Genomic DNA, 13,920 nt, shown 5'->3' on the forward strand with positions numbered 1-13,920 from the left:
TTTTCTAAGACATTCCGACCAACAGTAAGCGCAGCAACGCAAACAACAGTAAGGCCAGTTGCGAAGCTATCATCATCAAGTGGATACTGAGCGGGATATCCGTCAGCACGATTTCACGGCGTTCATCACCAATCCAAGGTTTATCTACCCGTTCACCAAAATAGTAATTCGGACCGCCAAGGCGAATACCCAAGGCTCCGGCAACCGTCGCTTCAGGCCAGCCACAGTTAGGGCTGGCATGTTGATAACGATCGCGCCAGCCAATACGCAGGGCCTGACGAAAATCAACCCGGATGAACCAAGCCGCCGCACTCAGCAACAGCCAACTCAGCCGTGCCGGTAACCAATTTGCCAAATCATCCATACGGGCGGAGACATAGCCAATCGCGCGATATTGCGGCGTTTTGTATCCCACCATTGAATCAAGGGTATTGACCGCTTTGTAAGCCATTGCCAACGGCACACCGCCAATCATCAGGAAAAAGAGTGGCGCAATAACGCCATCAACGCTGTTTTCCGCCACCGTCTCCACCACTGCACGCGTGATTTGCGGCTCATCCAGTTGCGAAGTATCGCGCCCGACAATCCATGACAATTGCCGGCGACTTTCATCCAAAGAACCCTGCTGTAACACACCATGTACCGCCAGAGCGGCATCACTCAGACAACGGCCAGCCAACAGGGTATAAATCATCCATACTTCGGCCAACCAGCCGATCCAGGGATGAATGCAGTTCATCAACCATAAACATCCCCAGCTCACCAGCCAGGTCAAGCCAACAACGACTATCCACAACACTGCTCCACCGACTTTCAATGCTCGTTCATTGTGGCAACAGCGCCGGACAGCCCGTTGCACCCATGAAATCAGATGACCAATCCAACGTACCGGATGAGGCCAACGCGGCGGATCACCCAACCAACTATCGAGCAAGAAAGCAGCAAACCAGGCGGCAAGTGTCACAATAGCCTCCTCGCATACATCAGCCAGCGATCAAGCAGGCCAGGACGCTGGGCAAAATGGATATGAAGATAACTGGCCAGCGTTTGCTGTACCTGATAGCCCCCCGCCCATTGCTGGATTGCCATACCATCACGCCATTTCGTGCAGTCAAAGACCGAAGGTACCGAACTGATAAAATCGGAATAGTGGAACTCGTGACCCCGTAAAACCTCACCCTCTGCGGCCAGCAAAGTGTCACAACGGGCTTGTGCCTGACAGTAACCAAAACGCATCAACCGAGTTCCCATACGGCTTTCTCCCGGCAAAATGCCGGCCATCTGGTGACGCGCTCCTTCTCCATCGGTCAATGACTCGCCAAGGTACATCAGGCCACCGCATTCAGCATAAAGGGGAACCTGACGATAATGCGCATCCTGTAACGCTTCCCGCATAGCACTATTGGCGGCCAATTGAGCGGCATAGATTTCAGGGTAGCCACCGCCCAGATAAATCATCTGACAATCAGGCAGACGGCGATCATGCAGTGGGCTAAAACGGTGAATACGCACCCCTGCCTGCTCCAGCATGTCCAGATTATCCGGATAATAAAAGTTAAAAGCCTCATCATCCGCCAGTGCCAGCGTTAGGCCGTCAGCCAGTGCGGGATCAGGCAATGATGGTGCCTCACCTTCCGGTGAAACAGGACAATCACAGAGCGCCAACAGACGATCAAGGTTGATATACGTTTCAACCTGTTGAGCCAACCGCTGCCAGCGAGCATCATCGGCAACCTGCTCCTGAGCAGGAATAAGCCCAAGATGGCGGGACGGCAACGACACATCTTGCATAACGGGCAAACGCCCCAGCACCGGAACACCACAATAATGTTCAATGGCACGACGGATGAGTTCGAAATGATTTTCAGAATTGACGCGGTTAACAATGACGCCCGCAATTGTCAGAGAGGGATCAAAACGACAAAAACCCAGAACAGTCGCTGCAACAGAAGTGGATACTGCCTTACCATCTACCAGCAAAATCACCGGACATCCCAACTGCTTAGCCATTGCAGCGCTACTGCAATAATTCGGGTTCGTACCATAACCATCATACAACCCCATCACACCTTCAATGACCGCCACATCAGCATGGCGCATATGCTGATTATAAAGACCGTTTAAAGTTGCTGTTGGCAACATAAACGCATCAAGATTGCGGGATGCCACACCACACACCGAACTGTGCCAGCCGCTGTCCAAATAATCCGGACCCACTTTAAACGGCTGGACAGCCAACCCGCGCAGCATCAACGCCCGCAAAATGCCAAGGGTAACCGTGGTCTTACCGCAACCACTCCCCGTACCTGCAATAACAAACGCCTTCTTGCCTGACTGTTGCATAAAAAATTCCCGATATATCGACCGAGAATAGGTGTCAACAAGACGTGCCTGACGCAGCATCAGCACTGCGCACATCCATTGGATGACAACCCGCTTCCCTCCGAAGGAGTTGAATGTCTCATACCTGTCAGGTCGGTCTTCTGGCTTAGCGTCATCCTTCCCCGCCACCTTCCCAGTCGTTCCGACCAGTGGCATCAGCGGAGTTGTCAGCATCACAGCAGCGGGGGCTGCGGAGGATTTTCACCCCCTTCCCAACCACACCGTTGAGGTGCAGTATTAACCCGACAGCGGTTTATTTATTTTTAACGTGACTATTTATTAAGTTATTAGATCGCTAATGATATATATCCATTTACATTATAATAACCTTATTAACTCCATTGAATTAAGATGCAAATTAAATATATATTCTTCATATCAAGAAGACGGCAGGATTTATTATTTTCGGCGATAAATTTATACGACTTATAACAAAAACCACCGCTAATCTGGTAACAGCGATAGTAACAACACCACAACAGATTAATCGTTGATCATAATCAACTATCTATTCATATCACATAAGTTTATGATGCAGTTTGTCATAAAATAGCTTCTTACACCCTCTGTATAACCGAATCACAATGAGAACTGCCGATGTTATTAGATACCACTGTTCCCCGCATTCTTGGCGCCTGTTTTTATTACTCACCGCTGTCAGAACAAGTCCGCCCGCTAATTCCATTGCTTACAGACATTGATAAATTATTTCCCTGGTCAGATAACGGAAAAATAGAAAATTTGACGAAAAAAATCGCTGCCTCGCCGGCGGAATCCCTGCAATATGACTATTCTATCCTGTTCGAAGGACAAGGAGCCATGCCAGCACCGCCTTGGGGATCCGTTTATCTGGACAGAGAAAACCTGTTATTAGGTGAAAGCACATTAGCTTACCGGGAATTTCTGGCGAAACAAAATATGATCATGTCCAGTCAACAACGGGAACCGGAAGATCAATTCGGCTTGATGCTGCTGGCTCTGGTTTATATTTTGGAACAAGGACATAAACCTGCTGCGCGTACACTGCTGGAACAACACTTGCTACCGTGGGCATATCGTTATCTGGAACTGACTAAAGAGGCCAAACTGGAAAATGATTTCTATCCCATTTTAGCCACTATTACTATTGACTATTTGCAAACACTACAAACTGAATTGGAATTAATTCCAGCAAAACCAGAATTATTTCGCTAACATTTTTATCATTCCTCAATTAATGCTCCGGGTGAGAAATTAAGTAAAAACTAACAAACTCATATTCCCCCGGAGCTTAAACCCTATTTAATCAATTCATCATTTATCACGACGAACTTATACCAGAAAAACGCTTATCGTCAGCTTTCGTTCCATTGAACGTTATAGCCCTATTGCCGTATATAAAACTGTTCAGATGATTTTTATGTTATTTATTATCGGGTACGGAACACAGGCACCCAATAGAATGACTTTATGCGCTAAAAAAATGTTTATTAATTCATAAATTAGTAATCATTAAATACCCCAAAAGAGGATTTATTAAAATCCTAAAAAAAGTTTAGCCATAGACATTATTTTATTGATCAGCTGTTTTCCTTACATGGAAATATTAAAAATGTAAACAACCTAAGGTCAAAATATGAAAAAAATCTTTTTAGCTACTCTTATTACAGGGATTGTATCAACAAATTGCTTCGCACAAACACTCCCTGAAGGCAAAAATGAGCATATTGCTCATCAGCAAGACAACACCAACAACGAAGCTCCACTATTAAAATCGACCGATCCAGGTGCAGATCGATTCAAGCATGTTGGAAAGTTAAGAACGAATGGCCTCTGTACCGCCACACTCATTGCCGGCTCAGAAAAACCGGATGCCAATCAACAGGCTCTGATTCTCTCCGCAGGCCATTGTCTTGACGATACCTTAGACACCAACGAAGTAATTATTGATCAACCCGCCGGTCTTGGTTGGACGTTTACACCAAATTACTTTATTGACTTGATTGATAAACATCAACCTATTGATATTGATAAAGTTTTATACGCAACCATGAAAGGGGGTGACTTGGCGGTTTTCAGACTGAAAGCAACTTATGGAGAACTGGCAAAGCGCGGAATACTGCCGGTGACATTACAAAAAGAACTTAAGCCATCAGATCAGGCCGTTGAACTCGCTCATATACCTGTCAATGGTGTAGAGAGTGATAAACGTTATCTGCGATATTCCGACTGCCACATACTTGGAGAGACACCGCTTTTGTATGAACATGTGTGGAATTGGACGCCAAGTGTTTCTGTTGATTGTGCTGGTGTTTCTGGGGGAACCTCTGGTTCGCCGGTTATATTAAAAAATCAATCTAAGATAATTGGCGTATTAAATACCACCGTCACACCGGGTTACACTGGTTGTGGGCTTGGCCGGCCTTGTGAATTAGTTGATGATAAAGGTTACTCACGTGAAGGTGCCAGTTACTATATGCCTGTTAATAAAATTGCACATGCACTTACCAGTGATGGAAAACTGGATTTAAATAAACTTGACGATGGCAAAGGGATCACCATTAGCGCCAGTGGCCCTCTTATTACTCAGAGTACCGTTAACGGCAGCGCTGCCACATGGAATTTACAACTGGGTGAGGATGGTTTTGACAAAATTCGCTATAAGAAAGGACTTGCAAGTCATACTGATTGTTCAAACCCTAAAGGCTACAGCAAACCCTTCTCAGTCACTGAGCAACCGCTGGATAAACTCCTGACACCTTCTAAAGAAGGAGTTTACACGATGTGTGTCATTGGACGACATGCTGAAAATAAACGCTGGCAGGATACGTCTAACGCATCAGTAAAATTACGTGAGATTGATAACACCCCTCCGTCAATAAAGCCAGCAATAAGATTAGTCTTTGAAGCGGATGACAGATGGGTTGTTAATCCCATATTTAATCAATGGGAAATTGTTGACTTACGTATAAAATCAGGTCCTCTGGAATCTACGAAGTGTGACGATTACACAGGATATTCTATCTATAGAAGAATACCGATTTCTCTTATGAAGAAAGACTCCCCAGTACGTTTTTGTGTATATGGATTGGATCAGGCGGGTAATAAAGGCCCAATAAATCATAGTGATTTTAGTGTTAAGAAATAAGTCTTTAAAATTGGCCAGTGTTTGCTGGCCTTTTTTATCTCTACTGATAAATATAAAATACGAATTATACTTACGACACTAAGGATTCAAGATAACAACTAATTAATGGAGAAAATAAATATTTTATGTAATCAAGCAACACCTGTTAATATCTATAAAAATATCCTCTATACGTATTAGATGTGATAGAAATCAGCATATCCATGAGTCAAGTAATAACCAAAATAACGATTTGCAGAAGAAATTATTAACTTAATATACCCTATAGATTTCAAGATGCATCGCGACGGCAAGGGAGCGAATCCCCGGGAGCATAGCTAACTCTGTGACCGGGGTGAGCGAGTGCAGCCAACAAAGAGGCAACTTGAAAGATAACGGGTATATCCTATGAAGACGATCTTATGGATGATAGTTAGCTCACAAAAATCACTTGATGAGGTTTCAAATAATTTCATTAAAGGAGCCTATAACATGACAATATCGAAAATTTTAACTGGTGCAGCTATCGTGGTTTTATCTTCGTCAATATCTTAAACGCTGGCGTGGTATAGCAACACGATATGCGAAAAATAATCAGTCTTTCCTCGCCGCTGTTCAGATCCGTTGTCTCGCGCTCTGGCTACAAATCTCATGACGATATTCTATAGGGGCTATTGACGTTTTGAGAAGAATTTTTAAATGAAACACCCAGAAAGCCGTTAAAACTGTTAACTGTGGTTGACAACACAAAAGGTTGTATTATAGAAATAAATGAGGGGTAAAATGATTAAAGTAAATCGAACGCCCGAAGTAGAGAGATGGTTAAAATCTTTGAAAGACAAAACCACAAAAGCAAAAATCATTATAAGAATTGATAGAATGAAAGAAGGTAATTTCGGAGATGCAAAACCTGTTGGGAGTTGAATGTCAGAATTAAGAATTCATCAAGGGAAGGTTTTCTGTAATCCGTTAACTGACAGCAATCTTTGTTAAAGCAGCTTTTAAGGACATTCAACGGGACGCAATATGGTAAAAATCGAGTGGATCTGTGTATCAATAAATAACCAAAATGATGAGAGAGAAATACACTAACTATGAATGAATTATAAGCACAGCCTGAGTGATAAATAGGCAGAAAAATTAGCATCACCTGCTTTATTTGCACAGAAATTCCATCACAATGCACCCCCAAGCAATAACGCTCTGAATTGAGGGTAGATGCCATATTTTACAATATCACTCATTAGCCAATAGATTAACCATTGGTTTGACGTAGTTCACTTGAGATAAATAAATTTGCTTTGCGTGTGCGTGTGTATCTTGATGTTAAGTTAAAAGGATGATTGAATTGATAAAAAGGCTGACTGCCTTTGGGGGTGACCTTAGAAAGCGTAGGGGAGATAGTCATCCATAACCGGAAAGATACTCCCGGTTTTGTATCCTAAAAAAGATCTACCTATCGACACTGCTAAATCTGTAATACTTTGGAGGTCATTATGTTTTTCTCAGTAGGTGTTGAGTTGCCGAAAGATGAAAACACCGTGTATGGTCTGATTATTCCTGAGCTGTGTACCGAAAATTATGGTTGTTTTTCTGTCACTGACAATAAAGAAGACATTGCTATATTGGTGCTACATTAAGGATGTTGGCTATCTGGCTTATGTAAAAAACACAGAATATCAATACGTTGATAGCTGGTTTGTTATCGACATTGATTAGAATAACTGACAGATGAAAATCAAAGGTATTCCATTTTCGGAAGTAAGGGGGAGGCCTTCTCATCTCTCAGAAGCTTAAGCCACTTATGAAGCGGATAAACAAGAAGAGGTGCTTTACGAGCTAATTCCAAAAATGAAACAGAAAGCAGGTATAATAGTTCTCAGTTAGCTGAATGACTGGGAATTACCCCACCCGAGGTGGTTAAACTTTACCATTCCACTTATCATTGGTACTACAGGGAATGTTCAACGAACATTTAATACGCTTATATGTAAGATTTCTGACTTAGGGAAAATTTATTTTATAACAATGTGTTAGAGTAAAATAAAAAGTCGTAGAGAAGTAGTATCGTTAGAACAGATATTATTCATTAATTATTAGGAGTAAAAGCAATTTTGATTTAAGATAGCTGTATCAGTTCGACTTGCCCATCAATCTCATAGTGACGACGCAAAGGACATCAAAGTAGTGAATGAACTAGAATTTGTATACATATCAGCTCCTATCACCTTATCTCATGTATTTTAAAAATAAGAAGGAGAGCTTGGAAAGCATCTAAGATACAGGAGCTTATGTGGGAAAACGACTAAATTATCTACCTTTGAATTTCATGAAGGAGCAAAATATCGTTTTTCTGGAAGAATCATTATAGTATAGGACTATGTTTTTATATGAATAAATACCTAAAAATTTTGAGAAACAAATTATTTTATCATGGATGTAGTATTCTCCCCAAATATGTAACCAAATCAATTTACAAAGACAGGTTACAGAAGAAACTTGATTTGAAAAACCCAACTACATTTAATGAGAAATTACAATGGTTGAAACTGAATAAATACAAAGATAGTAAACTTGTTACTATTTGTGCTGATAAATTTGCTGTAAGAAATTACATCATAGAAAGAAACTGTCGAGAAATATTAACACCAATTTATGGTATTTGGGATAGTCCTTATGAAATAAATTGGAGCGAATTGCCTAAAAAATTTGTAATGAAATGTAATCATGGTGCGGGTTATAACATAATCTGTAAAAATAAAGATCAGTTAAACATCGAAGATGCAATTAAAAAACTGAGTTTATGGATAAAAGAGGATTATTGGAGAAAAGCTGTAGAATTAGTGTATAAATATATACCTAAGAAAATAATAATTGAAAAATTCATTGAAACATCAACTGGTTCATTGCCTTATGACTACAAGGTATTTTGTTTTAATGGAAAACCAGAGTTTGTTATGATCTGTACTGAAAGAGAGTCAAATAAACCTAAATTCTATTTCGTTGATAAAAACTGGGAGCTTTTACCTTATGGGATAGATTATTTAAATATTAATAATATAGATCTAGAAAAACCTCAAAATTATGAGAAATTGTTTTATTACGCTGAAATATTATCCAGCCCATTTCCATTTGTAAGAGTTGATTTATATTTGAATGATGGAATTATAAATTTTGGCGAACTTACTTTTATTCATTCAGCTGGAATGGATAAAGAACTTAATAATGAAAAGCATGACAACATAGATGAAATAATTGGTGAGCTTATCAAGCTTGATTTAAATGATAAACAACCAATTTAATTAATTTTTTCATAGCATAGTAAGATAAAATATGTCACATAGAGAGCCTGCTATATCAGTAATAATGTCTGTTTTTAACGGACAAGAATTCCTGTTTGAAGCTATAAGTTCCATTTTAGAACAAACATTTATAGATTATGAATTCATCATAGTTAATGATGCTTCAATTGATAAAACTTCCAATATACTTTCAGAGTTTTCTATTAAAGACAAAAGAATAAAGATAATTAATAATGTCAAAAATATGGGGCTGGCTCGCTCACTAAACATTGCGATATCAGAAGCAAAAGGTAACTTTATTGCCAGGATGGATGCTGATGATTATTCATATCCAGATAGGCTATTAACACAATATCGATATATGAGTAAACACTCTGATACTATTGTTTGTGGAACATCAATGAGAACATATGAAGAACTTAGAAATAAAGTTCCTCCTCTGAGCCATGAAGAGATAATTTCAAGTATTGTATTCGATTGCCCATTTTATCATCCTACTGTGATGATTCGAAAAGATATTTTACTAAAGTCAGGTATAATCTATCCTGAAAGTTATGAAAAAGCACAAGATTATGGGTTATGGACGGAATTATTTTTAACTTCAATTAATAATAATTACAAGTTTATTAATTTACCTGATATATTATTGAAATATAGAACACACCCAAATAGAAACAGAAATGAATACTTTAGTGAACAAGAGTCTTATGCTGCAAAATCCCAACTTAAATTAACACATGCATTAGGCATTGATATTGACATTGAAAATATTATAAAAATAAACTCTTCAGAAAAACTATCATCAAATGAAGTTATTTATTTAAATAACATATTAAAAATCATGATAAATAAAATAAACATTTTTTTACCTGTCAAGTGTAAAAAGCACATTCAAAAAATTTACATAGCAAAAAAATTCAAACTATATTCCCGAACTAAGACTAATGACTTATTAGGTATTTTTCTGAAAATATATTCTAGATTTTTATATTTAGCAAATAGAAAGAAAATAAAGTCAGTGCTGTAATATTGTAAAGTACGATGGAGAACTACTATGAAATCTATATTATCTATTATTGTTACTGCACACAACTTTGAGCCATTTATTTCTAAATGTTTAACTAGCATTCAGAAATGTATTGAGACATATCCTAACGATATAGAAATCATATTGATAGATGACAAGTCAATCGATAACACATCTAATATCATGATGGACTTTTCCAATTCAGTAAAATATTCTAAGTATCTTAGAACTGAATTTGGAAATATAGGAAAGGTAAGAAACTACGCCATAAAAAATTGCAATAGTCAATATATAACATTTATTGATGGAGATGATGCTTTGCCTACATTTGACATAAACCAAGTGATAGGCTTTTTAGTGTCAAATGAAGTTGACATTCTAATATCTAGGATTAATGATGTAAAAAAAGATTCCGACTACATAGAAAAATCAATTTTTTCACCATCAACAAAGTTGACACAGCACAAAGCTATACAAGAGTTCTTAATTCATAAAAAGTTCCAAGCGCATTTATGTAGTAAATTTTTCAGCAAAAAATTATTTAATAATCTAGAAATCCCTGAAATTTCATGTTATGAAGATGCATTTATATTTCCTGATTTATTGCAAAAAAGCAGCAATATCTATATAACAAATTCTGTATTTTATAATTATATAAAGCGTAACGACAGCTTATCAAATGATATTACTAATCAGAAAGCTGATATTATGGCTGATGTAATTTCATATATGAATAATAAATTTGGTGATAAATATCAAAACATTGTTGCAACTCATGCTATTGAACATCTTTTAAAGAACGGAGATATATTATCTTCTGAGAAGAAATCAGCTCTTAAAGCTCTAATCAAAAATATAAGTAAATTCTCCTTCCTTATCGATCCAAACGTGAGACTTAGCTTTAAGAAAAAACTACTGAAATTATAAAAAGGAGGCTATGCATAGCCCCAAACTGCTGACAAACCTCGTTCTTTCAAACGAGGTTGATTTTTTGTGCGCCAATCAAGGCACATGAATATAAAGCGGTACCTTTACCGTTATCATCCACCGCCGCGAAGGGTGGATTATTGATTATTAGTATCCCACGCAGGTACGCTGGTTGAAATTGGTTTCGCGAATGGCCGGCCCAACAAACCGATGATCAAGCAAACATTGCAAACCGAACAGGCATTACCGAGTATTAAGCTCAGCGAATAGTCGGTTCGGTTGGGTAGCAACAGCATTAATGTGTGATCGATATTCTTAATGTGGCTGACGAATTAGCAAAAGCGACGGCAAGCCACACACAGCAATATCGGCGCACCTTTAATTCAGAAAATTTAAACGCAATAGCCGGAAAAACACGCACTGTGAATAAGAAATACGAGGGTGTTCATTGATTAGTAAAATGCCCGAACTCTTAGTTAATATCCAAGAGACGGGCAGCAGTTAAACTATACTAATTTTGAGGTTGACGCCACACGCCGCCGCATAGCGTTCAAGTGTTGCAACACTGGCTTTCATCGGGTTTTTTTCAACCTTAGCTACTGCCGGTGGGGTAATTCCCAATCTTTCGGCTAACTGTGAACTGTTAATACCCGCCCTGTTTTTCATACTCTGTATCAGCTCGTAGAGTTCCTCTTCCTGCTTGGCTGCTTCATAAGCAGCCTGAGCTCCGGGGGATGAAAGGGCTTGCGCCCTGACCTCTGACCAAGGAATGCCTTTAACTTTCATTTGTCATCTCCTCTAATCTTTGCAATGCCAGTTTTATTTCTGACGCTGGGGTTTTTAGTGTTTTCTTGATAAATGTACGGAGTATGTAAATTCGTCGGCCAGTGGCATAAGCAAGAATGGTCCGGGTAATGTCTTTATTGCCAACTCTTATTTACTGATCCACGAAGATGGCGTGGCATTTATGATTCGAGCTTTATTATTGCAGGGGATCTATTGAACACGTTTTAACACTCTGATGCATCCATGCACCAGAGTGTTAACTAAGTTCATGTCTTGCCGCTTCTGCCAAAAAGTGACTTCTGTCTCGATATTGTGCCGGACTTTCTTTGACGCGATTATCAATACGCTGAATGAGTGTATCAGGTAGTGAGATATTAATACGCTGCTGTTTTCCAGAAAACTCAGATAAATCAACATCGATAACAAACCAGCTATCAACGTATTGATATTCTGTGTTTTTTGCATAAACCAAATAGCCGGCATCCTGAATGTGTTCAACGGCTCTGCTGTTTGCGACCCTGTCTTCTACTGTTAACAAGATAGCCTCACGCGCCATTATCGCAATATCTTCTTTATTATCAGCAGCAGAGAAACAGCCATAATCTTCGGTACACAGCGCAGGAATAACCAGACCATACGCTGTATTTTCGTCTTTAGGCAACTCAACACCTACTGAGAAAAACATGATGACCTCCAAAGTTGGCGGGGATTAAATCCCCGCCATTTTCTTTATCGATTTGACGGTGCCGATAGGCAGATCTTTTTTAGGATGCGGGACCGGGAACGTCTTTCCGGTTATAGGTGACCACCAAATTTGGTGACTCCCTCCGTTATGCCTTTTAAGTTCACACCCAACGGCAGTCAGCTCTTTTATCAGGTCAGTTGATTTCATATATCCTCCCAACCTGAGATTAATATACACACATATACACATAAAGTGAATTTATTTATCTCAAGTAAACGATGTCAAAATAATGGCTAAGAGATTTGCCAGTACATGATGTTGAAAAATATGACATTACGGCAGGTCTACACCTAGAATTCAGGGCGTGATTGTTCGGAAGGAATAGGTTGAAAAAACAACGAAAGCCAGTATTGCGACACTTAAGCACTATGCAACAGCCTGTGGCGTAAGCCTAAAAATTAGTATCGCGTAATACGTTAATCCTAATGCCCGGTATCTTAATCAAAATTCACGATAAAGATACCGGGGGATATGGCTAAAATTAAAGTGTTATTTGGAGTTTTTCGACACCACAAGCTCGGGCATAGCGTGCAAGGGTATCTATGCTGGCCTTATTGATATTGCTTTCCATGCGAGAGACAGTCGGCGGCTTAACCCCCATGCGTTCTGCTACTTGGGCGCGTGTGATGCCGGCATTGCGACGCCATTCAGCTAGCAGCGCCTGTAATTTTTCTTTTCGCTCTTCTGCTTCGTATGCTGCCTGGTACTCCGGGTCTTTCATCCATTCAGCATGTAATTCGTCATGCGTTTTCAATTTCACGTTTGATCTCCTCCAGTCTTCGCTTAGCTAGCTCGATTTCGTTTTTTGGTGTCTTTTGGGTTTTCTTAATGAAGATACGGAGCATATAGATCTTGCTACCCACCTCATAAACCCAAATGCCGCGAGCGATGTCGTTACCCATTGTGCGGATCTCGTAAAGCCCATCACCAAGGGGTTTTGTATCCGGCTCCCGTAGGATACGTGGGTTTTCCTCCAGTTTTTTAACCAGCCGGTCATACTTCACTTTTGTGAGTTTCGGTAAGCTATCGGCTTCCTTGGCTGCTTCATCATGATAAATAACTTTAAACACTCTTTTTCCTCCTGAGATGAATGTTAGCATTTAAGCTAAATTACCTCAAAGGCTAATTTTATAAAAAAATGCATAGAATCCATGATGGAATGAACAATAACAAAAGCAATCATTACACCGTACCTGCTTGCCCGATTTGGCTCTTAAAAATTTCGCATAAATCTTATGCAAAAATCACAGATCCAGACAGTGCCAGTATTGATGAAAGGAGAAACAGAAAAGCCAGATATTGCAAGTAATTGAGGAAGAAAAAAGTTTTTGTAAAACTCTTCACAGGAAGAGCACAAAAGTAAAGAGTGGAGCATGAATGCATGGAGTGTAATATCGCTTATCTTCTTAAGAATTTGAAAGGTAGAAAGTCATATGATCTACGAAAGTAAATCATGCAAATCCGCCGATTTATCACTCAAAATATGTTCATAATTCCCTCACGGTTAATATCTTTCTCTCAAAATCTCCATGTTGGTCATTTATTGATACGTAAATATGCCCGATTTTTACCACATTGGATCCTGTTGAATGCTTTAACAGGCTGCCTTGACAAAGAATACTGTCAGTTAACGGGTTATGGAAAA

The 13,920-nt window shown here is 39.4% G+C and carries 14 protein-coding genes, 2 pseudogenes and 1 riboswitch; of the genes and pseudogenes, 8 read left to right on the forward strand and 8 right to left on the reverse strand.

Translation table 11 applies throughout. The features are described 5' to 3' along the window. Positions 1–4: 4 nt before the first annotated feature. Positions 5–964, reverse strand: a complete 960-nt coding sequence (cbiB, locus tag PTE_RS15215; RefSeq protein ID WP_036848092.1) for an adenosylcobinamide-phosphate synthase CbiB — start codon at positions 962–964, stop codon at positions 5–7. Beyond that, on the reverse strand, positions 961–2,343 hold the full coding sequence (locus PTE_RS15220) for a cobyrinic acid a,c-diamide synthase CobB (protein WP_036848466.1): 1,383 nt from the start codon (positions 2,341–2,343) through the stop codon (positions 961–963). The genes cbiB and PTE_RS15220 overlap by 4 nt, the downstream gene beginning before the upstream one ends. A 113-nt stretch (positions 2,344–2,456) precedes the next feature. Further along, positions 2,457–2,643, reverse strand: a riboswitch (cobalamin riboswitch). A gap of 336 nt (positions 2,644–2,979) precedes the next feature. Here PTE_RS15220 and dmsD point away from each other — a divergent pair. The 8 genes and pseudogenes from dmsD (at position 2,980) to PTE_RS15255 (ending at position 10,744) form a co-directional block, all read left to right on the forward strand. Next, a complete protein-coding gene (dmsD, locus tag PTE_RS15225) occupies positions 2,980–3,576 on the forward strand; it encodes a Tat proofreading chaperone DmsD (RefSeq protein ID WP_036848095.1) in 597 nt (198 codons plus the stop codon). A gap of 421 nt (positions 3,577–3,997) precedes the next feature. Further along, entirely contained in the window at positions 3,998–5,509 is a 1,512-nt protein-coding gene (locus PTE_RS15230; protein WP_036848098.1) for a trypsin-like serine peptidase, read from the forward strand. Between the two features lie 526 nt (positions 5,510–6,035). Continuing rightward, positions 6,036–6,143: pseudogene (locus tag PTE_RS25160) on the forward strand (IS5/IS1182 family transposase); the annotation flags it as partial. A gap of 128 nt (positions 6,144–6,271) precedes the next feature. Next, positions 6,272–6,412, forward strand: a complete 141-nt coding sequence (locus PTE_RS25810; RefSeq protein ID WP_157890149.1) for a type II toxin-antitoxin system RelE/ParE family toxin — start codon at positions 6,272–6,274, stop codon at positions 6,410–6,412. Between the two features lie 572 nt (positions 6,413–6,984). Further along, entirely contained in the window at positions 6,985–7,128 is a 144-nt protein-coding gene (locus tag PTE_RS26600) for a type II toxin-antitoxin system HicB family antitoxin (protein ID WP_241826078.1), read from the forward strand. A 750-nt stretch (positions 7,129–7,878) separates the two neighbouring features. Then, positions 7,879–8,790: an ATP-grasp fold amidoligase family protein gene (locus PTE_RS15245; protein ID WP_036848101.1), complete on the forward strand. Its 912-nt coding sequence runs from the start codon at positions 7,879–7,881 to the stop codon at positions 8,788–8,790. A 31-nt stretch (positions 8,791–8,821) separates the two neighbouring features. Beyond that, positions 8,822–9,817: a glycosyltransferase gene (locus PTE_RS15250; protein WP_036848105.1), complete on the forward strand. Its 996-nt coding sequence runs from the start codon at positions 8,822–8,824 to the stop codon at positions 9,815–9,817. Between the two features lie 27 nt (positions 9,818–9,844). Next, positions 9,845–10,744: a glycosyltransferase family 2 protein gene (locus PTE_RS15255; protein WP_036848108.1), complete on the forward strand. Its 900-nt coding sequence runs from the start codon at positions 9,845–9,847 to the stop codon at positions 10,742–10,744. Between the two features lie 501 nt (positions 10,745–11,245). Here the strand turns inward: PTE_RS15255 and PTE_RS15260 are convergent. The 6 genes and pseudogenes from PTE_RS15260 to PTE_RS15280 form a co-directional block, all read right to left on the reverse strand. Beyond that, positions 11,246–11,530, reverse strand: coding sequence for a helix-turn-helix domain-containing protein (locus PTE_RS15260; protein ID WP_036848111.1), 285 nt, complete (start codon positions 11,528–11,530; stop codon positions 11,246–11,248). Beyond that, a pseudogene (locus PTE_RS23915) lies at positions 11,520–11,681 on the reverse strand (type II toxin-antitoxin system RelE/ParE family toxin); the annotation flags it as partial. The pseudogene PTE_RS23915 and the gene PTE_RS15260, both read right to left, overlap by 11 nt. A gap of 105 nt (positions 11,682–11,786) precedes the next feature. After that, the gene (locus tag PTE_RS15265) at positions 11,787–12,215 is read right to left on the reverse strand and encodes a type II toxin-antitoxin system HicB family antitoxin (RefSeq protein ID WP_036848114.1); all 429 of its coding nucleotides are present in this window, start codon (positions 12,213–12,215) and stop codon (positions 11,787–11,789) included. A gap of 24 nt (positions 12,216–12,239) precedes the next feature. Beyond that, positions 12,240–12,422, reverse strand: coding sequence for a type II toxin-antitoxin system HicA family toxin (locus tag PTE_RS15270; protein ID WP_036848117.1), 183 nt, complete (start codon positions 12,420–12,422; stop codon positions 12,240–12,242). Between the two features lie 334 nt (positions 12,423–12,756). Beyond that, entirely contained in the window at positions 12,757–12,996 is a 240-nt protein-coding gene (locus PTE_RS15275) for a helix-turn-helix domain-containing protein (protein ID WP_036848469.1), read from the reverse strand. Between the two features lie 19 nt (positions 12,997–13,015). Then, positions 13,016–13,345 (reverse strand): type II toxin-antitoxin system RelE/ParE family toxin, encoded by a 330-nt coding sequence (locus PTE_RS15280; RefSeq protein WP_036848120.1) that lies wholly within the window; start codon positions 13,343–13,345, stop codon positions 13,016–13,018. Between the last annotated feature and the right edge of the window lie 575 nt (positions 13,346–13,920).

Source organism: Photorhabdus khanii NC19 (genome assembly GCF_000517265.1).
Lineage (GTDB): Bacteria > Pseudomonadota > Gammaproteobacteria > Enterobacterales > Enterobacteriaceae > Photorhabdus > Photorhabdus khanii.

Excerpts from the sequence above, each read along its gene's own strand:
- PTE_RS15220 (WP_036848466.1), bottom strand. The coding sequence starts at position 2,343 with ATGCAACAGTCAGGCAAGAAGGCGTTTGTTATTGCAGGTACGGGGAGT.
- dmsD (WP_036848095.1), top strand. The coding sequence starts at position 2,980 with ATGTTATTAGATACCACTGTTCCCCGCATTCTTGGCGCCTGTTTTTAT.
- PTE_RS15230 (WP_036848098.1), top strand. The coding sequence starts at position 3,998 with ATGAAAAAAATCTTTTTAGCTACTCTTATTACAGGGATTGTATCAACA.
- PTE_RS25810 (WP_157890149.1), top strand. The coding sequence starts at position 6,272 with ATGATTAAAGTAAATCGAACGCCCGAAGTAGAGAGATGGTTAAAATCT.
- PTE_RS26600 (WP_241826078.1), top strand. The coding sequence starts at position 6,985 with ATGTTTTTCTCAGTAGGTGTTGAGTTGCCGAAAGATGAAAACACCGTG.
- PTE_RS15245 (WP_036848101.1), top strand. The coding sequence starts at position 7,879 with ATGAATAAATACCTAAAAATTTTGAGAAACAAATTATTTTATCATGGA.
- PTE_RS15250 (WP_036848105.1), top strand. The coding sequence starts at position 8,822 with ATGTCACATAGAGAGCCTGCTATATCAGTAATAATGTCTGTTTTTAAC.
- PTE_RS15255 (WP_036848108.1), top strand. The coding sequence starts at position 9,845 with ATGAAATCTATATTATCTATTATTGTTACTGCACACAACTTTGAGCCA.
- PTE_RS15260 (WP_036848111.1), bottom strand. The coding sequence starts at position 11,530 with ATGAAAGTTAAAGGCATTCCTTGGTCAGAGGTCAGGGCGCAAGCCCTT.
- PTE_RS15265 (WP_036848114.1), bottom strand. The coding sequence starts at position 12,215 with ATGTTTTTCTCAGTAGGTGTTGAGTTGCCTAAAGACGAAAATACAGCG.
- PTE_RS15270 (WP_036848117.1), bottom strand. The coding sequence starts at position 12,422 with ATGAAATCAACTGACCTGATAAAAGAGCTGACTGCCGTTGGGTGTGAA.
- PTE_RS15275 (WP_036848469.1), bottom strand. The coding sequence starts at position 12,996 with ATGAAAGACCCGGAGTACCAGGCAGCATACGAAGCAGAAGAGCGAAAA.